Origin of the sequence: Halorubrum rubrum (assembly GCF_024494685.1) — an archaeon.
Classification (GTDB): Archaea; Halobacteriota; Halobacteria; order Halobacteriales; family Haloferacaceae; genus Halorubrum; species Halorubrum rubrum.
In genome coordinates this window covers 82,058-102,699 of sequence record NZ_JANHDM010000005.1, presented here as the reverse complement: position 1 = coordinate 102,699, position 20,642 = coordinate 82,058, and the positions used below count along the sequence as shown (strand labels likewise).

At 67.6% G+C, this 20,642-nt stretch carries 23 protein-coding genes; 9 read left to right on the top strand and 14 right to left on the bottom strand.

The genetic code is table 11. The features are described 5' to 3' along the window. Positions 1-15: 15 nt before the first annotated feature. The 3 genes from NO889_RS07260 to NO889_RS07250 form a co-directional block, all read right to left on the bottom strand. The gene (locus tag NO889_RS07260; RefSeq protein WP_256411623.1) at positions 16-339 is read right to left on the bottom strand and encodes a DUF3784 domain-containing protein; all 324 of its coding nucleotides are present in this window, start codon (positions 337-339) and stop codon (positions 16-18) included. Positions 340-490: 151 nt separating this feature from the next. Beyond that, positions 491-904 carry a Rieske (2Fe-2S) protein gene (locus tag NO889_RS07255; protein ID WP_256411622.1) on the bottom strand — a complete coding sequence of 138 codons (414 nt, stop codon included), beginning with the start codon at positions 902-904 and terminating at the stop codon, positions 491-493. Between the two features lie 7 nt (positions 905-911). Continuing rightward, on the bottom strand, positions 912-2,267 hold the full coding sequence (locus NO889_RS07250; RefSeq protein WP_256411621.1) for a RimK/LysX family protein: 1,356 nt from the start codon (positions 2,265-2,267) through the stop codon (positions 912-914). 120 nt (positions 2,268-2,387) lie between these two features. Between NO889_RS07250 and NO889_RS07245 the strand changes: the two genes are divergently transcribed. Both NO889_RS07245 and NO889_RS07240 read left to right on the top strand, forming a co-directional pair. Next, positions 2,388-3,413 carry a succinylglutamate desuccinylase/aspartoacylase family protein gene (locus tag NO889_RS07245; RefSeq protein WP_256411620.1) on the top strand — a complete coding sequence of 342 codons (1,026 nt, stop codon included), beginning with the start codon at positions 2,388-2,390 and terminating at the stop codon, positions 3,411-3,413. Positions 3,414-3,554: 141 nt separating this feature from the next. Beyond that, positions 3,555-4,244 (top strand): hypothetical protein, encoded by a 690-nt coding sequence (locus tag NO889_RS07240; protein WP_256411619.1) that lies wholly within the window; start codon positions 3,555-3,557, stop codon positions 4,242-4,244. Between the two features lie 22 nt (positions 4,245-4,266). On the opposite strand, the gene NO889_RS07235 is transcribed toward NO889_RS07240, so the two are convergent. After that, the gene (locus NO889_RS07235; RefSeq protein WP_256411618.1) at positions 4,267-4,746 is read right to left on the bottom strand and encodes a DUF7979 domain-containing protein; all 480 of its coding nucleotides are present in this window, start codon (positions 4,744-4,746) and stop codon (positions 4,267-4,269) included. 167 nt (positions 4,747-4,913) lie between these two features. Here NO889_RS07235 and NO889_RS07230 point away from each other — a divergent pair, with 167 nt between their 5' ends. Beyond that, the gene (locus NO889_RS07230) at positions 4,914-5,765 is read left to right on the top strand and encodes a TatD family hydrolase (protein WP_256411617.1); all 852 of its coding nucleotides are present in this window, start codon (positions 4,914-4,916) and stop codon (positions 5,763-5,765) included. Positions 5,766-5,890: 125 nt separating this feature from the next. Further along, positions 5,891-6,469 (top strand): DUF2150 family protein, encoded by a 579-nt coding sequence (locus tag NO889_RS07225; protein WP_256411616.1) that lies wholly within the window; start codon positions 5,891-5,893, stop codon positions 6,467-6,469. A gap of 96 nt (positions 6,470-6,565) precedes the next feature. Here the strand turns inward: NO889_RS07225 and NO889_RS07220 are convergent, their stop codons facing one another. The 3 genes from NO889_RS07220 to NO889_RS07210 all read right to left on the bottom strand — a co-directional run bounded on the left by NO889_RS07220 (position 6,566) and on the right by NO889_RS07210 (position 8,936). Further along, a complete protein-coding gene (locus NO889_RS07220; protein ID WP_256411722.1) occupies positions 6,566-7,444 on the bottom strand; it encodes a DUF63 family protein in 879 nt (292 codons plus the stop codon). Positions 7,445-7,467: 23 nt separating this feature from the next. Then, entirely contained in the window at positions 7,468-7,917 is a 450-nt protein-coding gene (locus NO889_RS07215; protein ID WP_256411615.1) for a universal stress protein, read from the bottom strand. An 89-nt stretch (positions 7,918-8,006) separates the two neighbouring features. Next, entirely contained in the window at positions 8,007-8,936 is a 930-nt protein-coding gene (locus NO889_RS07210) for a DNA adenine methylase (protein WP_256411614.1), read from the bottom strand. A gap of 96 nt (positions 8,937-9,032) precedes the next feature. Between NO889_RS07210 and NO889_RS07205 the strand changes: the two genes are divergently transcribed. Then, positions 9,033-9,290 carry a DUF5789 family protein gene (locus NO889_RS07205; RefSeq protein WP_256411613.1) on the top strand — a complete coding sequence of 86 codons (258 nt, stop codon included), beginning with the start codon at positions 9,033-9,035 and terminating at the stop codon, positions 9,288-9,290. Then, entirely contained in the window at positions 9,287-9,472 is a 186-nt protein-coding gene (locus NO889_RS07200) for a DUF7130 family rubredoxin-like protein (RefSeq protein WP_256411612.1), read from the top strand. The genes NO889_RS07205 and NO889_RS07200 overlap by 4 nt, the downstream gene beginning before the upstream one ends. 25 nt (positions 9,473-9,497) lie before the next feature. Here the strand turns inward: NO889_RS07200 and NO889_RS07195 are convergent, their stop codons facing one another. The 7 genes from NO889_RS07195 to NO889_RS07165 all read right to left on the bottom strand — a co-directional run bounded on the left by NO889_RS07195 (position 9,498) and on the right by NO889_RS07165 (position 16,270). Beyond that, a complete protein-coding gene (locus NO889_RS07195) occupies positions 9,498-9,743 on the bottom strand; it encodes a hypothetical protein (protein ID WP_256411611.1) in 246 nt (81 codons plus the stop codon). Then, positions 9,740-11,731, bottom strand: a complete 1,992-nt coding sequence (locus NO889_RS07190) for a TRAP transporter permease (protein ID WP_256411610.1) — start codon at positions 11,729-11,731, stop codon at positions 9,740-9,742. Before NO889_RS07190 ends, NO889_RS07195 begins: the two co-directional genes overlap by 4 nt. Positions 11,732-11,800: 69 nt before the next feature. Further along, entirely contained in the window at positions 11,801-12,931 is a 1,131-nt protein-coding gene (locus tag NO889_RS07185) for a TAXI family TRAP transporter solute-binding subunit (RefSeq protein WP_256411609.1), read from the bottom strand. Between the two features lie 256 nt (positions 12,932-13,187). After that, positions 13,188-13,616 carry a universal stress protein gene (locus NO889_RS07180; RefSeq protein WP_256411608.1) on the bottom strand — a complete coding sequence of 143 codons (429 nt, stop codon included), beginning with the start codon at positions 13,614-13,616 and terminating at the stop codon, positions 13,188-13,190. Between the two features lie 63 nt (positions 13,617-13,679). Continuing rightward, complete coding sequence (locus tag NO889_RS07175) at positions 13,680-14,501, bottom strand: fumarylacetoacetate hydrolase family protein (protein WP_256411607.1); 822 nt, start codon at positions 14,499-14,501, stop codon at positions 13,680-13,682. A gap of 2 nt (positions 14,502-14,503) precedes the next feature. Continuing rightward, positions 14,504-14,851: a cupin domain-containing protein gene (locus NO889_RS07170; protein ID WP_256411606.1), complete on the bottom strand. Its 348-nt coding sequence runs from the start codon at positions 14,849-14,851 to the stop codon at positions 14,504-14,506. A 117-nt stretch (positions 14,852-14,968) separates the two neighbouring features. Further along, positions 14,969-16,270 (bottom strand): nickel pincer cofactor-dependent isomerase, group 22, encoded by a 1,302-nt coding sequence (locus NO889_RS07165; protein WP_256411605.1) that lies wholly within the window; start codon positions 16,268-16,270, stop codon positions 14,969-14,971. A gap of 588 nt (positions 16,271-16,858) precedes the next feature. On the opposite strand from NO889_RS07165, the gene NO889_RS07160 reads away from it, so the two are divergent. From NO889_RS07160 to NO889_RS07150, 3 genes are all read left to right on the top strand, one after another. Then, positions 16,859-17,965 carry a mandelate racemase/muconate lactonizing enzyme family protein gene (locus NO889_RS07160; RefSeq protein ID WP_256411604.1) on the top strand — a complete coding sequence of 369 codons (1,107 nt, stop codon included), beginning with the start codon at positions 16,859-16,861 and terminating at the stop codon, positions 17,963-17,965. Then, the gene (locus NO889_RS07155; protein WP_256411603.1) at positions 17,962-19,179 is read left to right on the top strand and encodes a mandelate racemase/muconate lactonizing enzyme family protein; all 1,218 of its coding nucleotides are present in this window, start codon (positions 17,962-17,964) and stop codon (positions 19,177-19,179) included. The genes NO889_RS07160 and NO889_RS07155 overlap by 4 nt, the downstream gene beginning before the upstream one ends. 138 nt (positions 19,180-19,317) lie before the next feature. Further along, positions 19,318-20,478: an acyl-CoA dehydrogenase family protein gene (locus NO889_RS07150; RefSeq protein ID WP_256411602.1), complete on the top strand. Its 1,161-nt coding sequence runs from the start codon at positions 19,318-19,320 to the stop codon at positions 20,476-20,478. Positions 20,479-20,642: the final 164 nt, after the last annotated feature.

Genomic DNA, 20,642 nt, shown 5'->3' with positions numbered 1-20,642 from the left:
CCGAAAGTCGTAGCCTCAGGCGGCCTTCGTCGGCGTGTACGTGTGGAGCCGGTAGAGCAGTCGGGCGACCGCGAACAGCACCGCGATCGCGTACACCGTCGGGAGGAACGCCGGGGCATCAACGAGGGCGACGACGACGCCGACCGCGATCCCCGCCAGCCCGATCCGGAGGACGGTGTTGCCCGCGACCTCCGCGACGACTTCGTCGGGGACGGACGACGTTCCGTCGTATCCCGCGAGCAGGAACGTCCACCCGCGGAACCTGATCAGCCACCCGACGATCGTGAGGAGACAACCGACCGCGATCCACTCGACCGAGAGGGAGGGCGACCCGAGCATATTCCGCGGTTCGTCGCTCTCTCCCATAACTGTACGGCCGGGCGATCCTCCCGATCGGATCGTCTCAGGTCGACCGTTCGTCGACTCCTCCGCGCGGAACGGCGACGACGGACGCGATCAGGACGTCCGGATCAACGCGACTCCCGACGACTCAAAACGAGACGTGCGACGTCGACCCCGGTTCGTCGTCGTCGATCCCGCCCTCGCGGAGGAACGCGTAGCGGTCGTCGGCTAGGTGGACTGCGCCGTCTTCGACCGCGAGGTCGACTCCTGGGAGCGTCGTCCCGGCCGCCGGACCGTTCTCGCACTCGCCGGAGCAGGCGTCGAAGAGCGACCCGTGTCGCGGACAGACGATCGCGTTCTCCCGCACCGCCGCGCCGTCGCCGGCGTCGAGCCGCTGGCTCTCGTGCGGACAGGTGTTGGTCCACGCACGCACCCCCGGCTCCTCCGCACAGCGCACGAGGATCAGTTCCGTCTCGGTCGCGAACGGGTCCTCGGCGGTGAACCGGTACGACCCGTTCTCGGGGACGGCCTCGAGGTCGACGATCCGGGTGTCGTCGGACATCGGCCCCTTACTCCTCCTCTTCGAGGATCTCGCCGGACTCGCCGCGTTCCGTCTCGTCGGTGTCCGCGCGCTTCCGGACGTTGACGCGGTAGTCGGAGAGGATGTCCCGGCCGAGAAGCAGCGGGTAGTCCATGTGCCCGCGGTCCTCGACGCTCGCGGTGACGGTGTGTTGGTTGCCGCCGATCCCGATGACGAGGTCGACGACTGGGCGGGCCTTCCCCCCCTTCACGCTGCCGGATTTCACCCGCGTCATGCTCTTTATCGGCCCCGCGCCGATCTCCGCGGCGAGCGAGGTGTCGATGCTGGTCCGGGTCGCACCCGTGTCCGACTTCGCGAACGCCTGTACCGACCCGGAGGTGCCGGTGGCGACGACCTCCTCGATGTAGCCGATGACGGGCTGTTCGGACGGGCGTGACTTCGGCTTCGGCGCACACGAGGGGCGGGAGTCGTCGAGGGTTCCCGCGATCCGTTCCACGTCGTCGTCGTCGACCTCGCCGTTGACGGTCTCGATCGCCAGCTTGGCGATGTGGGGTGCGGGGCTCGTGCCGGTCGCCTCGAAGAGGCCCTTGAACCCCGCGGTCGGGTTGACCTCGAGGACGTACCAGCCGTCGTACCCCTCGACGAGGTCGACGCCGGCGTAGTCGAGCCCCATCACCTCCGCGGCGTACAGGGCGGTGTCGGCGGCCTCCTCGGGCATGTCGTCGGTGGCGTCCTCGACCGCGCCACCGAGCGCGACGTTGGTCCGCCAGTCGCCCTCGGGCGCGTAGCGGTACATCGATCCGATGATCTCGTCGCCGACGACGTACACCCGCAGGTCCCGGTGTTTCTCGTCGTCGCGGTCGATGAGCTGCTGGAGGAACGCCTGGCGGTTGCCCACCTTCGGGTTCACCCGCTCCGTGAGGTCGACCTTCCACGTGCCGCCGCCGTGGGTGCCGATCGCCGTCTTGTACACGCCCACGTCGCCGAAGCGCTCGCGGTCCTCGTTGAGTCGGTCGTTCGAGAGCGCTAACAGGGCGTCGGGCACGCGGATGTTCCAGTCGGCGAGCGTCGCCGCGGTCGCGAACTTGTGGATCGACGCCAGTACCGCGTTCGGCTCGTTCAACATCGGACGGATCCGCTCGAAGGTCGCCGCGAGCCCGAGCAGCTCCGCGGGCTGGTCGGTGTTCGACAACAGCAGCCGGTTCGCGATGACGTCGACGGCCGGTTCCACCGACACGTCGCCGTCATCGACGCTTATCGCCGCGTTCTCCTCGCGGAGCCACACCGGCTCGTGCCCGAGCCCCTCGACCGCGTTACAGATCGCCTTCGTCTCCTTGCTGTTGTGTAACGACAGCACGCCCACCCGTACCGGGTCCGTGGTCATGCTGGTGAGTGTGACGGCCGGGATGAAAACTGGTCCGATCGTTTCACACGATTACGCTCAGTCTGACACGTCCGTACCCCGTGCGTCACGTATATACCCGCCCCCCCGTTCGCGTGAGACATGGGAAACGACCGGGCGTTCACGTACAACGGCGGCGCGGTCCCGCCCGGCGAGACGCAGAACATCCGTTACGGCATCAGCGAGACGTACCTCGGCGACCCCGTCCGCATCCCGGTGACGATCGTCAACGGCGAGCGCGACGGCCCGACCGCGTTCCTCTCCGCGGCCTCGCACGGCGACGAGCTCAACGGGATCGAGGTGGTTCGGGAGGTCGCCCACGAGTGGGACCTCTCGGCGCTCCGCGGCACCCTCGTCTGTCTGCCCGTGCTCAACGTGCCCGGCTTCCTCGCCCAACAGCGGTACCTCCCGGTCTACGACCGAGACCTGAACCGGTCGTTTCCGGGGAAACCGGGGTCGACGAGCTCGAAGCGGATGGCCCACCGGATCTACGCGAACTTCATCGAGCCGTGCGACTTCGGGATCGACTTTCACACCTCGACGCGGGGGCGAACGAACATGCTCCACGCCCGCGGCGACATGACCGACGAGGGGGTGTACCGCCTCGCGATGGCGTTCGGCTCGAGCGTGATAATCGACAGCGACGGTCCGAGCGGGACCCTCCGCGGGGAGGCGACCGCGGACGGCATCCCGACGATCACCGTCGAGATGGGCGAGGCACACCGGTTCCAGCGACGGCTCATCGACGACGCGCTCGCCGGCGTCCGGTCGGCGTTCGCGGAGTACGGCATGCTCGAGACGGAGGCGGTCCGCTGGCCCGGCTGGCGAACGATCGTCGCGGGTTCCGGCGAGAAGACGTGGCTCCGCGCCGACTCCGGCGGGATCGTCGATACCCACTCCGAGAGCGGCTCGCTGGTCCACGAGGGCGAGCGGATCGCGACGATCACCAACCCGTTCAAGGAGGACGCCGTCGGCGTGAAAGCGCCCTTCACCGGTCTGCTTATCGGCGTCCTCGAGAACCCCGTCGTCTACCCCGGAAACCCCCTCTGTCACCTGGTCGAGGTCGACGAGTCGACGAAACGAGTTCTCGAGTCCGAGAGGTCGTCGGCCCAGGGATCCCCGCGCTGACCGCCGATCGGCGATCGTCGACCGTGCGGCTTCGCGGCTCTCCGCCGGTCCGACGAAACGATCGGTATTACCCGCTGGGCTACGAAGGGACAGGCGAAACGTAATGACCGGACCCATCGGGAAACTCGGAGGGGAGCGCCGATGAACCCCAACCGGGTCGATTTCGTCGTCGATCTGGCGTACGGCCTCATGATATTCGTCGCCGTCGTCCTCTTTTCGGTCGTCGGCAACCGGGTCGGCATCGCCTTCGGGCTCGGCGTGCTCGTCTCGTACGCCATCCACGTCTTCTGGAAGATGGCCCGGTTCGATCCCGAGTGGATGACCGAGGAAGTCACGGAGAACGTCGAGGAGACGCTCCGGACCGAGGTCGACGCGGTCATCGACCGGCTCGAGGAGGTGAACGATCGCGTCGACCGTCGCCCCCGCGCCGACGAGGTCGAGGAGGCGGTCGACGAGAGCGTCGGCAAGGTCTCGGAGGACGTCGAGAAGACCGTCGAGGAGAAGGTCGGCGAGGTGACGAAGGACGTCGAGGAGACGGTCGAGAAGGTCTCTGAGGACGTCGAGAAGACCGTCGAGGAGACGGTGGGCGAGACGGTCGAGAAGACGGTGGGAGAGACCATGGAGAAGACCGTCGAAGAGCAGGTCGGCGAGACGGTGGAGGAAACGGTGGAAGGAACCGTAGAGGAGACGGTCGAGAAGACCGTGGAAGAAACGGTCGACGAGACGGTCGAGAAGCGGATCGAGGAGGTCGTCGACGAGGACGACGACGGTACCGGAGCCGACGACGAAGAGAAGAACGACGACGAAGTGAAGAGAGACGACGCGTCGTAGGATCGCGCCGTTTTTCGTCCCCTCAGCGTCGGCCGTGGACGCCGACCGCGACCGCCGCGACGACCGACAGGAACCCGGCGAGGAAGCCGACCGGCTGAACCACCAGTCGCTGGATGACGACCGCGCCCGGCTCGCGTTCGACCGATCGGGTCCAGAACTCGTAGTGCGTTCCCTCGTGAGCGACGACGATCAGCCCGTTCCCGAGCGTGGGGCCCGGCGGGTACGACAGCGACCCGACTCGCTCGTCGGGGTCCTCCACCGTGAACCCGCCGTCGGGGGATTCGCGGGCGCGATCGAAGGCGACGCGGGCGTCGGCGTCGAGGTCGTCGCGGTCGCGCACGTCGGCCTCGTCGTAGGAAGGCGTCTCGGGCCCGACCGGCTGGACCGCGTGGGCGTACGCGGTCGTCGGCTCGGTGACCGGGACGGGGAGGTACAGCGGGTTCGCCATCAGCAGACCGCCGAGCGCGAGGAGGAGGACCGCGACGGTGACGCGACGGGACATGGGATCGCTATCGGCGGGGCGCGACAAGAGGATTTCCGCCGGGAGAGGGCGGTCGGCATCGCGGCCACGGTCGGTATCGCGGCCACGGTCGGCATCGCGGCCACGGCCGGCGTCCGCGACGGTGCCCGCACGGAACGCCTATCCGATCCGGGAACGCGATCCGAGACGTGACCGACGACCTCGACACGCCGGTGCTCGACGACCACCTCCACCTCGACCCCCGGCACGGCCGCGGAATCGACGCCGTCGACGACTTCGTCCGCCTCGGCGGCACCCATCTCCTCGTCGTCAACAAACCCTCGTGGCTCCTCGGCGTCGATGTCGAGGAGCCGGAGGACTTCCGGGCGGTCTTCGAGGAGACGATCGACGCCGTCGACGCCGCGACTGAGGCGCTCCCCGGCCGGGCGTGGCCCGTCCTCGGCGTCCATCCGGGGCTCGTGAGCCGGCTCGTCGACGACCGGGGGTTCACGCCCGAGGAGGCGCGCGACCTGATGTGCGGGGGGATCGACGTCGCGAGCGAGTTCGTCGAGGTCGGCCGCGCGTTGGCGCTGAAGTCCGGCCGGCCCCACTACGACGTGAGCGACGCGGTGTGGGAGGCCTCGAACGCGGTGACCCGACACGCGTTCGAGCGGGCCGCCGAACTCGACTGCGCCGTCCAGCTTCACACCGAGGCGAGCGAGGACCTCACCGACCTCGCGGACGCCGCCGAGTCGGTCGGGCTCGATCCGACGAACGTGGTGAAACACTACGCGGCCGGGCGCCTCGTGGGACCCACTCCAAGCGTGATGAGCGAGAAGGACCGGCTCCAACGCGCCGCGGAGTCGGGCGAGCCGTTCCTGATGGAGACGGACTTCGTCGACGACCCCGACCGGCCGGGGATGGTGCTCGGCCCGAAGACCGTCCCGCGGCGGGTTCGCTGGCTGCTCGCGTCGGGGTACGAGGAGGCCGTCCGGCGCGCGCACGTCGAGACGCCCGCCGCGGTGTACGGGATCGACACCGAGGCGACGCTGGGAGAGTAGCGGGGGTACCGGACGATCGATCGCGATGGCGGGGGAACCGATCCCAGTTCTCAGCCGGGTGTGACGGCGTCTCTCGGGGGCTACGATAAGAAAGGCCTTTGAGTAGTCCGGGTGAGGTATGGGGTATGACCGAGGACGAGGCGGTGGAGACGTTCTACTCCGAGGAGCGCTGGCAGAACTGGCTCGACAGGCTCGCCGACGAGGACCTCGACCCCGAAAACGAGGACTCGGCGCGCTTGCTCTTGAACCTCCAGGACGACGCCGCGATCGCGATCGCGAAGATCCTCGCGGCGCTGGAGGAGGACCGCATCGACGAGGACCGCGCCGTCGAGGAGATCCGGGACGTGAGCGACATCGTCCTCGCGGAGGTCTCCTTCGACGACGAGGACAAGACCATGCTGATCGACGGGGTCCAGACCTCGCTCGTGCCCGTCTTCTACGCCGCCGAGGAGTTCGTCGTCGGCGGCGTCGTCGACGGCGACGTCGACGAGTTCGTCCACGCGGCCGCCGACGCCGAGGCCGACGAGGATCTCGACGCCGCCCTCGGGTACGTCGTTCAGGCCGGCACCCGCGTCATCGACGGCGAACGTCTCGACATGGACCTCGTCGAGGAGCTGGAGTACGGGCTCGTCTCCGAGTGGGTCAACGGGCTCGACTCGCTTCAGTCCGCCATCGAGGATCCCGAGGTCGTCGAGGAAGACTGAACCGCCGCCGCTTCCCGTCCTGCGCCCGCTCCGTTCTCCGGGCCCCGCTCCCGACCCCGTTCTCCGGGTCCCGCCCACCGACCCTCGCTCTCCGCTCTAAGCCGTCACGGTGAACAGGAGCAGGTTGTGGACGGCCGGACCGAGTCCGACGGCCGCGACGAAGCCGAGGAGGAGCAGCCCCTCCGCCGGCTCCTCGCGGACGTACGGAACGAAGAGGTACACCACGGCGCTCGCGACCGCCAGCTTGACCAGAAGGAAGAGCCACCCCTCGCCGAGCACCGGAACCGCCGGAACCCAGTCGAGTTCGAGGATGATCCGTGAAAGCGGGCTGCGCTCGCCGAAACCGAGCTGGGCCACCCCGATCGCGGTCGAGAAGCCGTCGAGCGCGTGCCCGAACACGGCGAGCGCGCCGACGCCGCCGGTGACGGCGACGCCAGGCTCGACCCGACCGAGCGCGCGCCGGACGAGCGCCGCGACCGGGATCGAAGCGATCGCCGCGACCGCCGACCAGTACGCACCGGACCCGGAGATCCCGCCCGCGACCGCGACTGCGACGACCGGAGCGAGGACGAGCGTTCCCGCGGCCGCGAGGAGGGACGGGACGCGTCCGGCGTCGCCCCCGACGGCCTCGGCGACAAGCCAGGTCGCGCCCGCGAGCGTCGCGACCGTGAGGTACACCGTCGGCGACCCGCCGAACGGCGCGAGGAGACCGGGAAGCGTCTCCACGACGTACAGCACGTGGAGCGCGGAGCCGAGGGCGATCCACGGGGTCAACGCGAGCACGTGCGGAGCCGTGACCGACGGTCGCCGCCGACGGAGCGCGACCGCGACCCCGCCGCCCGCGACGAGGACGACGAGGAGGTACGGGAGCGGGGGCAGCGTCGTTCCCGCCGGGAGAAACGGGAGGTCCCCGAGGGTCGCGGGGATCGGTGTCGCCGGTCGGAGCGTCTCGGACGCCGACTGGCGGAGCGCCATCGACGTCGAGGTCGCGATCGGCGTCACACCGAGAGGACCGGCTGGCTCGCGTACAACAGGACGTACTCCGCGGCCTTCTCGAGCACCTGTCCCGGATCGCCGGTGACCGGCTCGCGGGGGACGACGATGAAGTCGGCCTCGATCTCCTCGGCGGTGTCGAGGACGACGCTCCCCGGATGGACCGTCTTCACCTCGGTGGAAAAGCCGTACGCGATGGAGTTGCTGTGGCCGACGCCCGCCTCCTCCGCGCGTTCCGCGACCGACTCCGTGAACGCCGCGGTGTCCTCGGCGACGTCGCGCTCGTCGATCGATCCGGACTCCAACGCCCGGACGACCTCCTCGTCGAGGACGTACAGCGCGTGGACGCTCGCGCCGTACTCGCTCGCGATCCCGATCGCGTAATCGACGGCCTCGTGGGACGCCTCGCTGCCGTCGACGGGCGCGAGGACGAGGTCGATGTCGAGCTTCGTCATACCCGACTCGACGGCGGGGGAGGTCAAAAAGCCCGTCGGATGGCCGACCGAACCCGGATCGTTCGCCTCGACGCGTCCGTGCGGCTCGCTCACCGGTCCTCGAACGTCGACAACGGACGCTGTCCGGCGTCGCGGCGACCGGGTTCCGGGACGTTCGTCGCGATCACCTCGTCGACCGCCGCCCGGCCGTCCACGTCGCTGTTGATCGCGCGGGTCGCGTCCACGGTGTCGACGTGAAAGCCCGCCTCCGCGTACCGGTCGTACGTCACGCCGCTGTTCGAGACGAGGACGCTGACGCCCCGCTCGTCGAGGGTCGTCGCGGCCTCGATCAGGCGCTCCTGGTCCTCACGGTCGAACCCGTCCGCGCTGTACGCGGTGAAGTCGGCAGTCGGACTCATCGGCTCGTAGGGCGGATCGAAGTACACCAGATCGCCTGGATCGGCGGCCTCGAGGACGTACTCGAAGTCACGGTTGCGTATCTCGACGTTCTCGAGCGCCCCGCTCGCCCGCCGGATCCGGTCGCGTTTGACCCAGTCCGGGTCCGCGTACCGCCCGATCGGGACGTTGAACCCGCCGTCGGCGTTCTCGCGGTAGAGGCCGTTATAGCAGGTCCGGTTCAGGTACACTAAGAGTGCGGCCTCCTCGAGGGGGTCGTACTCGCCCGCGTACGGCCGGTCGTTGAACCGGGCACGCTGCTGATAGTAGTAGCTCTCCACCTCGCGTCCGCGCTGGGTCGTCTCGGCGTACGGCAGGTTCGGGTCCGGATCCGATTCCGGGTCCGCGAACGACTCCAGCCGCTCGATGAGCCGATCGGGCTCGTCGCGGACCCGCTCGTACAGCGAGACGAGCCGCGGGTTCGCGTCGTTGATCGTGCCCGCGTCCGGTTCGAGATCGAAAAAGAGCGCGCCGCCGCCCACGAAGGGCTCGTGGTATCGGCCGTACGACTCCGGGAACCGCGCGTACAGCGCGTCGAGGAGCTGCCGCTTCCCGCCGGCCCACTTGAGGATCGGCTCGGCCATGCGATGTCGAGGGTGGGCCGCCGCCGAAAATAAACGTCTCGGGAGCGCCCCGCGGAGGAGGTACGTTCATATCGTCAGGGAGCGTTGCGGACGTATATGACACGAACGATCAAGTTAAATCAGATCGACGGCGTGCTTTCCGAGTTCGAGTATCCCGTCGAACCCGCGACCGTCGCGACGGCGTGCGACGACGTGACGATTCGACTCGCGGACGGCGAGGTCAACCTCGGCGCGACGGTGAGCGAATCGAACGCGACGGCGTTCGCCTCGGCCGAGGAGCTCGGCGAGGAGCTGATGAGCCTGCTGCCGCGGCGCGCGGTCGGCGAGCCGTTCCAGTCCGACGGGGACGCGTGAGCACCGCCGACCGGCGTCGGGAGGAGCCCGTTCGTCGGGTCGTCGACGTCACCGGGACGCGATACGCGATGTGGCGGTGCGGGGCCTGTGGCGAGATGGGACGGCTCCGACGAACGCTTCCGTCGGCGTGTCCGGGCTGTAGCGCCGGAACGGAGTCGCTGTTCTACTGGGCGGAAGACTGAGATCCGGGACGGTTCGAGACCGCCCTCAGATAGTCACGGCGTTGTCAGCGATGAAGTAGATGTACGCCCACCAGAGGTAGCCGGCGGCGAGGACTATCGCCGTGAGCGCTTCGAGGACCGTCACGTAAGTGTTCCCGTGCGTCTCGCGGAACTGTTGGACCAACTCGATCCGCTTCCACACGGGCATGAGCGGCTCCGGAACGATCTCCTCGAGGCCGCCGACCTCGGACGTGTCGATCTGGTCCTCGGTGGAGTCCTTCGTCGAGCTCATTGGTTCACCCCCGAGGCGAACGGCAGTTTCATTCCACGCACCATCACCTTCTCGCCGACGAAGACGGCGACGAAGACGGCGATCCCGGCGAGTTTCACGGCCAGCATCGGGTACGCCATGATCAGGACGCCGAGTACGGTCAGCCCGGCGCGGGCGAGGACGATCCGCCCGACGGACAGCTCGAACGGGTAGTTCAAGCCGTAGATTATCGCGATCGCACCCAGCATCACCAGCGCTCCGAGGAACATCGTGTTTGCGCCCGGCGACATCGATATCAGTCCCGGATTGTAGACGAACGCGACCGGCAACACGAAAAGCGGCGCGGCGATCTTCAGAGCGGCCCCGCAGGTCCGCCAGAAGTTCGCCTCCGCTATCCCGGCCGCGACCACCGCCGCCGTGGCCACGGGTGGCGTGATCCCGGCGAGGATCGCCGCGTAGAACATCGTGTAGTGGGCCGTCAAGCGGGCGATCCCGAAGTCCGAGACGAACGTCGGGACGATGAGGATGGCCACGATGACGTAGGCGGCGACCGTCGGCATCCCGACGCCCATCACGATGGCGACCGCCATCCCGAGCAGCACGGCGAAGAGCAGGACGCCGCCCGAGAGATTGATGAGCAGGAGCGCGATCTTCGCGGGGACGCCAGTCGTCGAGAAGAGGTTCACGACGCCGCTCACCACCACGAGGATGATCGCGATCGGCGCGAGGATGATCGCCCCGCGGCGGAACCCGTGGATCGTGTTCTTGATCTGGGTCACGAACTCCGTGACGAAGGTCGTCTCGGAGCCGTCGACGAGACGCTGTACCGGCGGCATCAGGACGCCGGTGAGCACCATCGCGACGACGGTGTACATCGCCGAGGTCATCACCGTGTACTGAGCGAAGCCGAGGAAGTAGATCAGGACCCCGAACGGGATCCCGAACCGGAGCCCCTCGATGACCTTCTCGTTCGTGGTCATCTCCTCGTCGAAGAACTCGGAGAACTCCATGTCCTGGTCGCTCGCGTCGCTGATCGCGGTGTAGTGGACCGCGATGGCGATGGAGGCGACCAGGATGGCCGCGGGGACGATCCCGGCGATGACGATGTTGAGGTACGCGACGCCGAGGTACGACGCCATCACGAACGCGGACGCACCCATGACCGGCGGAAGCACCTGCCCCGACGTCGAGGCGACCGCCTCGATGGCGGCGGCGCGGTGGCCCGCCATTCCGCTCTCCTTCATCGTCGGGATGGTGAACGACCCGGTCATGGCGGCGTTGGCGGTGTACGAGCCGTTGATCGAGCCGATGACCGCCGACGAGAGGACGGCCGTCTGTGCCACGCCCGACCGGATCCGGCCGGCCGCGACGATGGCGAGCCGGAGGATCAGGTCGAACGCGCCGTACGCGAACAGCAGCCCCGCGTACAGCAGGAACGGCGCGATCCACGACGCGGTCAGCTGCGTGAGCGAGCCGTAAAAGCCGTACAGGTCGGTGACGAGCGCCTGGAGCAGCGTCAGTTCGCTCATCCCCGCGTGTCCGAGGACGCCGGGAACGCTGTCCCCGAAGACCGCGTACACCATCACGCCGATGACGAGGCCCAAGAACAGGTTTCCGAACTCGCGCCACGTGAGGTACAGGAGCGAGACGATGACGAGCCGCGCGAGCATGTACTCGTGGGGCGTGGCGAACCCCTGCCGCAGGAGGTAGACGGTGTCGAAGTTCGCGAAGAAGTACGCCGAGGCCGTGATCAACACGCCGGCTGCCGGAAGCAGGACCGCGGCGTCGATCCAGCTGCCCTCCTCGAGCGACTCCTTCGTTTCGTTGAGCGCGTACACCGTCATGATGCCGCCGACGAAGATCACGCCGTACTTGACCGGCGACCACGTCTGCGTGTATATCCAGCCGAGCGCCACCGCCCAAAAGAGGACGGCCGCGAGCGTGACGGTGATATCGAGGCCGCGAAGCCAACTCGACGGTCCGGTCGTGTGTTCCGCTTGTGAATCCATTTGTTGTGTCGTGTAGAAATGTAATGTCGTTCGTCGGCTACGCGATCGAAGCGGGGATCAACGGTGGGTCTACTCTCCTTCCTGGAGGTTGTCGTCCCACGCGTCGTTGTCCTGGTAGTACTGTACCGCGCCGGCGTGGACCGGGATCCGCTCCTGGGCGTACCCGAGCATGTCGGCGGTCGACTCGTAGTCGTTGAACTGGGCCTCGCCCTCGTTCACGACGTCGTTGTGCTCGTCGACGACGCGGCACAGCTCGTAGACGGCGTCGGCGTCGGCCTCGGGGTTGAACGTGTAGAGCACCTCGAGGTCCCAGGTGAACACCTCGTCGGTCCCGATGTCCGTGTCTGCGATCGGCCAGTCGTCGTAGCTCGTGGTGGTCGTTCCGGCTCCCGCGAACGACTCCGCGGACTCGATGAGCGCGTCGGTCGGCTCGACGTAGTGGAGGTCGACGCGAGAGGCCATCTCCTGGACGAAGCCGGTGTATCGCACGCCGGGCGTCCCGTACGCGATGCTGGCGTCGATCGTCCCCTCCTCCATCGCGCCGGGCGCGTCACCGACGCCCATGTCCTGGATGTTCATCTCCTCGTAGACGTCCGCGGTCGGGTCCTGTGACCAGACGTCGAGCGTCGTCGCACGCGTGGAGTACCCCGGCTCCGCGGGGTAGACGTTCGCGCCCGCGAGGTCGTCGAACGTCTCGATGTCCGTACCGTCGCGGGCGACGACGTAGATGCTGTACGGGAACGCCGAGAACCCGTACTGGGGGATGCGCGACACCGGCTGTTCCCCGAACTGGCCCGTCTCGTCGAGCGCCTTGTTCAGGGAGTTGTTGTCGGTGATGCCGGCGTTGAACTGCTCTTGAGCCATCCGATAGATGGTCCCGATGTACCCCGGACTCTCGATCGTCGAGTACTCGAGCGTGTCGCTCTCCTGGCTCACGGCCCGCTCGACCGCCAGTCCGACGTCCTGGGTTCCGCCGGCGGAGGTCCCGACGCGGAGTTCCAGACTCGCCTCGTCCGATCCGTCGTCACTGGAGCCGTCGTCGCCCGAACCGTCGTCTCCGGAGCCGTCGTCACCGGAGCCGTCGTCGCCCGAACCGTCGTCGCCGCCGCCACCGCCGCCGCTACATCCGGCGAGTCCCGTTACCCCTGCCGCGGCCGTTCCGTACAGGAACTTGCGTCTGTTAACGTCGTTGTCAGCCATGTTCGAATGTGATGTTCACTTCGGTACATAATAAGGTATCTGTTTGTTCCAATATTCATTGGTTATTCAATAAAATAATACACGAATAACATATCAATCTACTCATCTTTACCCCGGTCTTGTCCGATCCGATCACTCGATTCGAACGGGCCGAAAGACCGAAAGATCGGTCACACAGTTGGCGGAATAGGGACCAGAAGTCGCCGATCGTACGGGAGTCACGGCGCGGCGGTTCAAACATGTCTGTTTCAAAACACTATTCGACGAGCGCGACCGTCACGGGACAGTCGGCCGAGAGCAGCACCGACTGTGTGGTGCTCCCGAACAGGACCTTCCCGGTCGGGCTCCGTCTGCGCCCGCCCATCGCGATCCCGTCGGCGTCGATCTCGTCGGCGACGGCGAGGATTCGCTTCGTCACGTCGCCGTGTTCGCGGCGCTTCGAGACCGTCACGCCGGCCGACTCGAGGTGATCGACGACCGCGTCCACGCTCTCGGGGAAGTTCGTCTCGTCCCAGACGTCCTCGGATTTCACCTGGCCGCCCTCGCCGGTGACGTCGAACTCCTCGAAGACGTTGACCACGACCGCCTCGACCTCCTCGGCGGCGCTCGGAAGGTTGCTCACGGCCTCCGCCGCGGCCATCGATCGCTCTCTGTCGTCGCCCACGGGAATGAGAACTCGATACATGCGGATACATCGCGAGGGTTTCGGGATAAAGGTTCCTACGGATCCGGCTCGTCGTTCCGGTCCCTACCGAGTCACCGGCGCGTCGACCGATCCGATAGACTCCACCGCCGCGCGCACGCGATCGCCGGGTTCGATGGGCGCGGCTCCGGGAGTCCCGGTACTGAACAGGTCGCCCGGCTCGAGCGTCATCACGCCCGAGTGGAACGAGACGATCTCGGCGGGGGGAAACAGCATGTTCCGGATCTCGTTTTCGGCCTCGATCTCGCCGTTGACCTCGGTTCGAACCGATAGCGACGACGGATCGAGCGGCTCCTCGGGCACGACGATGACCGGACCGGGAACGAGGAACGTGTCGAAGCTCTTCGCACGCGTGAGGAATCGCGGGTTCCGCTGGAGGACGTCCTCCGCGGTCATGTCGATCACCGGCAGATAACCGGCGACGACGTCGTCGACGTCGGCCTTCGCGACGTTTCGGCACGTTCGTCCCATCACGACGCCGAGTTCCGCCTCCGCGGTCACCCGGTCGCTTCGGTCGGTCGTCGGCAGCCGGATCGGGCCGCCGGGTCCAGTGAGGGCCGTCGGGGGCTTCATGAAGCTCGCCGGCTCCGCTGGGCGGTCCTCGTCGAGATCGCCCGCGTGCTCCTCGTAATTCAATCCGATCCCCCAGAGCTTGCCGAACCGCTCCAGCGGCGCGGCGAACGTCAGGTCCGCCGCCGGGACCCGGTCGGCGGTCGCGTCGTCGACGTCGCCGAGCGTCCCGTCGGCCGCTCGCGGCAGCGCCTCACGGACGCTCCCGAGGTCGGGTTCGATCGACGCAAGCGGGACGAAGCCCTCGTCGTCGCCGAGCAGCGCCTCCCCCGTCGCGGTGCGTGCGAGGTACTTCATTCTCACTCCTCCCGGTCCGTCCAGAAGTCGAAGGATCGCCCCGGCGCGAACACGTCGAGGCCGACGGCGCGCTCCTCGCCCGTGTTCTCGACCCGGTGGGCCTCGTTCGACTCGAGCAACACCGAGTCGTTCTTTTCGAGCGTGACCGAGTCGTCCTCCGTCGCCACGGTGAGTTCGCCCTCGAGGCAGAGACACACCTGCTCGTTCTCGTGGTCGTGCATCGGCGAACTGTGTCCAGGCGGCTTCTCGAACCACTCGAAGGAGAACTGGTCGCTCCCCGCCATCGCCACCCGCCGCCACCCCTCGTCCGGCTCGTACGTCTCGGCCTCGTCGAAGGCGACCGGTTTCATCGGGGCTCCCCCGTCGGTGCGTCCGCGGTCTCGCGCGTCTTTCGAACCATGATAGGCCCGAACACGACGCGGGTGATAACGTTTACCGTCCCGGTGGGTTGGGCGCGTTCGGGACGCTCACGGTCCGGAGATCCGGGCGGTTCCGTCCTCGAAGGTCACCGCCACGTCGCGTTCGCGAACCGTTGCCGCCTCCGGAAGGTCCCCCACGACCGCCTCGGAGACGTGGAGCTCGCCGAGGTCCTCGGTGTTCCGGATCCAGACGATCCGAACCGTCTCGGGGTCGTAACCGCCGAGGGCGGCCAGCGCGGTCCGCAGCGCGAACTCGTCGTCGGGCGCGACCACCGGGAGCTTCGACTTCGCGAGCGACCCGCTCGTGAGCGCGTTCGCGTACGTCTTCTTCACGTCCAGCTGGTCGATCGCCGCCCGCCGGGTGAGGTCCGCGAGCCCGATCCCGTTGCCGTTCCCCTTCGTCGCCTCGGTGAGTCCGCGCACGTAGATGAGGTCGATGTCGGGCGTCTCCGGGTCGGGCGCGTTGAGGACGCGGTAGCGGCCGATCACGTTCGTGTCCATTCCCGCTCCCGAGATCTCCTTGCCGATCTCGTCGACGACGAGGAGATCGATCTCCTCGACCGGCAGCGTCGCCATCTCCTCGTAGGCGCGTTCCAAAAGCTCCGGCTCCCGCTCGAGGAACGACCCCGCCGGGACGGCCTCGACGTGGGAGAGCTCCTCGTCGAAGTTCTCGACGAGTGCGAGTCCGCCGAGCAGCGGAACCGCCTCCTCGATGACGTCGAGCGCGGCCGTCAGCGTCTCGACGTACCCCTCCGCGATGGCCGTCGAGTGGAACGACTTCGCGCCGCGCTGTTTGCCGAGGCCGACGACGGTCATCTTCGCGAGCCCGCTCTCGATCGGCCCGCTGAAGTTGGTGTGTGCCTTCACGCGATTCACCACGACGACCGCGTCGGCCGAGAGCGCCGCCGTCGAGAAGTACACCGGGACGTCGGTGTCGCCGACGGTCACCGTCTCCAGCGCCTCCGCGTCCATCCGGGCGTCGATGGGGGCACCGACGCTCTCCTCGTCCATCCCGAGCGCCCCGAGCACCTCCCGTTGGCCCTCCGGCGTCGCCCCGCCGTGGCTCCCCATCGCGGGCACGACGACGGGGTCGTACCCCCTCGCCTCCGCCCAGTCGACGGCCGCGGCGGCGACCTCGTCGATCCGGTCTATCCCCCGGCTGCCGACGCCGATCGCGACGGTGTCGCCCGGCTCCAACCCGTCGACGTCGAGCCGGTCCAGTTCCGATCTGGCCGTGCCGACCGGGTCCGCGAGCGTCTCGCTCGGCGGCTCGTATCGGACCCGCGCGAACGCCGGGAGCGGCTGTGCGTCGATGAGGTGGTCGACGTCGCTGCGGTCGGGAAACTCCATGTGTGGGGGCTCGTGACGGAAGGGGATATACTGATCGAGGATGGTGCTCGTTTACACGCCGATCTCGGTACAGGCGAAGGAGTGATCGATTGTGGTGGCGCGCCTCCGAGCGGCCCGCCGGGCCGCGAGGAGCCCGCGAGGGACGCGGTGAGCACTCGGAGAGTGCGAACCGCGAGGTTGGGGAGGCGTGAGGTGCGGTTGCGGAGCGGTTAGGCGGGACTCAAAGGGGCAGTCGCGAGGGCGAAGTCCGACGAAGCAAGCACTGAGGGAGCGAGCACCGCGAGCGACCGAAGCGCACAGCGAGTCGCACGAGCCCTCGCGACTGGGGCTTTGAAGATGGTCACCGCCCCAGCAACGATCCGCTTCTATCCATCCAACGCTCCCCCGAAACATCCGTTTTATAAGCAAACGAGTTCTACCGGCCGGTTCGTCCCCAGAAACCGCGATCAATAGCACGAAACCGGGGTACGATCGAGGAACGGATCGGGTCGAGGGATCGCCCACGACGTTCGAGGAGGTGTCCGTGGTCTGTAACGTGTATATTGCCCGTATGACGAGTTATTTACGAACACGATTAGCCGCTCACACATGGAGATCACACAGGTCGAGTCGTTCCCGATCGAGCTCCCGTTGGAGTCGCCCGTCTCCTTCTCCAACCGGACGCTCACGTACCGGGACCACGCCATAACGTACGTTCGAACCGCCGACGGCCTCGAAGGAGTCGGCTACTCGCTGGGATACGAGGGTGCCCACCTCGTCGCCGACGCGGTCGAGTCGATGCTCGAACCGATCGTCCTCGGCGAGGACCCGCGCGACACGACCCGCCTCTGGCGCGAGATGTACGACGGCAACGTCCAGATCGGGCGGATGGGTGTCATGTTACGCGCCATCTCCACCGTCGACATGGCGCTCTGGGACCTGAAGGCGAAGGCCGCCGACCAGCCGCTGTACAAGCTGCTCGGGGGAAACAGCGAGTCCGTTCCCTCCTACGGCAGTGGGGGGTACTACCGCGACGAGAAGGGCCACGAGGCGTTGCGCGGGGAGGTGCGCCGCTACGTCGAGGAGGGCCACGAGGTCGTGAAGATGAAGGTCGGCCGCCTCTCCGTGGACGAGGAGGTCGAGCGCGTCGCCGCCGTCCGCGACGAGGTGGGGTCGGAGACGACGCTGCTCCTCGACGCCAACGGGGTCTGGGAGTCGACGACCGAGGCGGTCCGCGCCTGTCGGGCGTTCGAACCGTACGACCCGTACTTCATCGAGGAGCCGGTGATGATCGACCGCGTGGAGACGATGGCCGAGGTGAACGACGCCATCGACTACCCGGTCGCCACCGGCGAACTGGAGGGGACCCGTCACAACTTCGCGCGGCTCAACGACACGGGCGCGGCGACGATCCTCCAGCCGGACGTGACCGTCTGCGGCGGGATCACGGAGTGGCTCCGGATCGCGAACTACGCCGCGACCTACGACGTGCCGATCGCGCCCCACTACAACTGGAACATTCACACCTCGCTTCTCGGGGCGATCGACAACGGCCTCTGGATCGAGTACTTCTACCGCGACATGGACGTGAAGGCGTTCGACGACGTCGTCGCGGAGCCGCTCGCGCCCGACGACGACGGCCGGATCGCGATGCCCGAGGAGCCGGGCCACGGCGTGACCCTGGACGAGGACGCCCTGGAGGAGTTCAGCGCATGAGGGACTACTCGGATCGGATCGACGTCCGCGACGCGGACCGGGACGTGGCGATCACGAGCATCGACGCCTGCGTCGTCGAGGGCAACTTCGAGTGGAACCTGATCAAGGTCGAGACCGACGCCGGCGTCACGGGGATCGGCGAGTCGTACCGCGGCGGCGGGATCCCGGAGATCGTCGAGTACACGAACCGCTTTCTGGTCGGCGAGAACCCGCTCGACGTGGAGCGGCTCGTCCGCTATATCTTCCAGGAGATGTCGGGCCACGGGGGTACCACGGGGAAGGTCGTCACCGCCGCGTCCGGCATCGAGATCGCCCTCTTGGACGCCGCCGGGAAGATCCTCGGCCTCCCCGTCTACCAGCTCCTCGGGTCGAAGTACCGCGACGAGGTTCGGATCTACTGCGACTGTCACGCCGGCGAGGCGTACGCGGTCGAGGACGGCGCGACGGCGTACGCGGAGGCCGAGGCGTACTCCCCGGAGGCGTACGCCGCGGAGGCCGCGCGCGTCGTCGACATGGGCTTTTCGGCGCTGAAGTTCGACCTCGACCTGCCCGCCGACAACGAGAACGACCCGTACAACGGCCGGCTGACGAACGCGGCGATCCGCGAGAAACGGGAGATCGTCGAGGCGGTTCGCGCGGAGATCGGCTACGACGTCGACCTCGCGTTCGATTGTCACTGGGACTACTCCGTCGAGAGCGCGAAGCGGTTGGCACACGAGCTGGAGGAGTTCGATCTGATGTGGCTCGAGGACCTCGTCCCGCCGGAGAACATGTCGGCACAAAAGGAGGTGACGAAGGCGACGCGGACGCCGGTCGCGACCGGCGAGAACCGGTTCCGCGTGTTCGAGCTGTCGGACCTGATCTACGACCACGGCGTCGACGTCGTCACGCCCGACCCGACGACCGTGGGCGGGCTCCACGAGACGATGCGGATCGCGGACCGCGCCGAGGAGAACTACATGCCGATGTCGCCGCACAACGTCTGTAGCCCGGTGGGGACGATGGCGTGCGTCCACCTCGGCGCGGCGACCCCGAACTTCGACCTCCTGGAGTACCACGCGCTCGAGGTCGACTGGTGGGACGATCTCGTGGTCCGCGAGGAGCCGCTCATCGAGGACGGCCGGATCGCGGTTCCGGAAACGCCGGGGCTCGGGATCGAACTCGACACGGACGTCGTCGACGAGCACCTCCTCGAGGGAACGACCGGGTTCTGATCCCGGCAGTACCCGTCGAAACGCGGCCGCAGTCGCCGGATCGTCACCGGAGGGGATCGTCGGGATCCGACTCCGAGGCATCGACCGCGGCCGCGCCGTCCCGGAGGGTTATTTATTCGTGGATACGTACCCCCGTACATGATCGATTATTTCGATTTGGAGGCGTCGCTCTCCCAGGAGGAACGGCTGCTCGTCGACTCGGCGCGGTCGTTCGTCGAGGGGGAGATCGACGACATGGGAGAACACTGGATCGAGGGGACCTTCCCGACGGAGATCATCCCCAAGATGGGCGAGATGGGGTTTTACGCGCCGAACCTCGAGGGGTACGGCCTGCCGGGCGTCAGCGAGACCTCCTACGGCCTCCTGATGCGCGAACTGGAGGCGTGTGACTCGGGACTCCGATCGATGGCGAGCGTCCAGGGCGCGCTCGTGATGTACCCGATCCACGCGTTCGGCAGCGACGAGCAGAAGGAGGAGTGGCTCCCCGCCCTCGGCGAGGGCGAGGCCGTCGGCTGTTTCGGCCTGACCGAGCCCGAACACGGGTCGAACCCCTCGGCGATGGAGACGCGCGCAGAGAAGGACGGCGACGAGTACGTCCTGAACGGCTCGAAGACGTGGATCACGAACTCCCCCATCTCGGACGTCGCCGTCGTCTGGGCGCGCGACAAGAGCGAGGAGGACGACCCGGTCCGCGGGTTCCTCGTCGAGACCGACCGCGACGGCGTGACGACCAACAAGATCGACGAGAAGCTCAGCCTCCGCGCGTCGATCACCGGCGAGATCGCGCTCCAGGACGCCCGGATCCCCGAGGAGAACCGCCTGCCGGGCGTCTCCGGCATGAAGGGCCCGCTGTCGTGTCTGACCCAGGCACGCTACGGCATCGCGTGGGGCGCGGTCGGCGCGGCCCAGGACTGCTTCGAGACCGCCCGCGAGTACGCCACCGACCGCGAACAGTTCGGGAAGCCCATCGGCGGCTTCCAGCTCCAGCAGCGCAAGCTCGCGGAGATGGCGACCCAGATCACGCTCGCCCAGCTGCTCGCCCACCGGCTCGCCGAGCTCAAGGAGGCGGGCGAGATGCGCCCGCAACACGTCTCGATGGCCAAGCGCAACAACGTCCGGATGGCCCGCGACCAGTCGCGGATCGCCCGCGAGATGCTCGGCGGCAACGGGATCACGGCCGACTACTCCCCGATGCGGCACATGACGAACATGGAGACCGTCTACACCTACGAGGGAACCCACGACATCCACACGCTCATCCTCGGCGAGGACCTCACCGGGATGCAGGCGTACCAGTAGGGAGGTAGCGGTCGACCTCCGCGGATGAAGGCAGCGGCTCCGAGGCGATCCCGCGTTCTAGTTCTCGCGTGAAACGTCCCGTCGATCCTGTCCGCGTATTGACCGTCCAGAATTCTACCAGCTCAGAGGGATGTTCCGATAACCGTGCGAGATACAGAGCGCGT

Bases quoted from the DNA above. Each gene is read 5' to 3' on its own strand.
- NO889_RS07260 (WP_256411623.1), bottom strand. From the start codon at position 339: ATGCTCGGGTCGCCCTCCCTCTCGGTCGAGTGGATCGCGGTCGGTTGT.
- NO889_RS07255 (WP_256411622.1), bottom strand. From the start codon at position 904: ATGTCCGACGACACCCGGATCGTCGACCTCGAGGCCGTCCCCGAGAAC.
- NO889_RS07250 (WP_256411621.1), bottom strand. From the start codon at position 2,267: ATGACCACGGACCCGGTACGGGTGGGCGTGCTGTCGTTACACAACAGC.
- NO889_RS07245 (WP_256411620.1), top strand. From the start codon at position 2,388: ATGGGAAACGACCGGGCGTTCACGTACAACGGCGGCGCGGTCCCGCCC.
- NO889_RS07240 (WP_256411619.1), top strand. From the start codon at position 3,555: ATGAACCCCAACCGGGTCGATTTCGTCGTCGATCTGGCGTACGGCCTC.
- NO889_RS07235 (WP_256411618.1), bottom strand. From the start codon at position 4,746: ATGTCCCGTCGCGTCACCGTCGCGGTCCTCCTCCTCGCGCTCGGCGGT.
- NO889_RS07225 (WP_256411616.1), top strand. From the start codon at position 5,891: ATGACCGAGGACGAGGCGGTGGAGACGTTCTACTCCGAGGAGCGCTGG.
- NO889_RS07220 (WP_256411722.1), bottom strand. From the start codon at position 7,444: ATGGCGCTCCGCCAGTCGGCGTCCGAGACGCTCCGACCGGCGACACCG.
- NO889_RS07215 (WP_256411615.1), bottom strand. From the start codon at position 7,917: ATGACGAAGCTCGACATCGACCTCGTCCTCGCGCCCGTCGACGGCAGC.
- NO889_RS07210 (WP_256411614.1), bottom strand. From the start codon at position 8,936: ATGGCCGAGCCGATCCTCAAGTGGGCCGGCGGGAAGCGGCAGCTCCTC.
- NO889_RS07205 (WP_256411613.1), top strand. From the start codon at position 9,033: ATGACACGAACGATCAAGTTAAATCAGATCGACGGCGTGCTTTCCGAG.
- NO889_RS07195 (WP_256411611.1), bottom strand. From the start codon at position 9,743: ATGAGCTCGACGAAGGACTCCACCGAGGACCAGATCGACACGTCCGAG.
- NO889_RS07190 (WP_256411610.1), bottom strand. From the start codon at position 11,731: ATGGATTCACAAGCGGAACACACGACCGGACCGTCGAGTTGGCTTCGC.
- NO889_RS07185 (WP_256411609.1), bottom strand. From the start codon at position 12,931: ATGGCTGACAACGACGTTAACAGACGCAAGTTCCTGTACGGAACGGCC.
- NO889_RS07180 (WP_256411608.1), bottom strand. From the start codon at position 13,616: ATGTATCGAGTTCTCATTCCCGTGGGCGACGACAGAGAGCGATCGATG.
- NO889_RS07175 (WP_256411607.1), bottom strand. From the start codon at position 14,501: ATGAAGTACCTCGCACGCACCGCGACGGGGGAGGCGCTGCTCGGCGAC.
- NO889_RS07170 (WP_256411606.1), bottom strand. From the start codon at position 14,851: ATGAAACCGGTCGCCTTCGACGAGGCCGAGACGTACGAGCCGGACGAG.
- NO889_RS07165 (WP_256411605.1), bottom strand. From the start codon at position 16,270: ATGGAGTTTCCCGACCGCAGCGACGTCGACCACCTCATCGACGCACAG.
- NO889_RS07160 (WP_256411604.1), top strand. From the start codon at position 16,859: ATGGAGATCACACAGGTCGAGTCGTTCCCGATCGAGCTCCCGTTGGAG.
- NO889_RS07155 (WP_256411603.1), top strand. From the start codon at position 17,962: ATGAGGGACTACTCGGATCGGATCGACGTCCGCGACGCGGACCGGGAC.
- NO889_RS07150 (WP_256411602.1), top strand. From the start codon at position 19,318: ATGATCGATTATTTCGATTTGGAGGCGTCGCTCTCCCAGGAGGAACGG.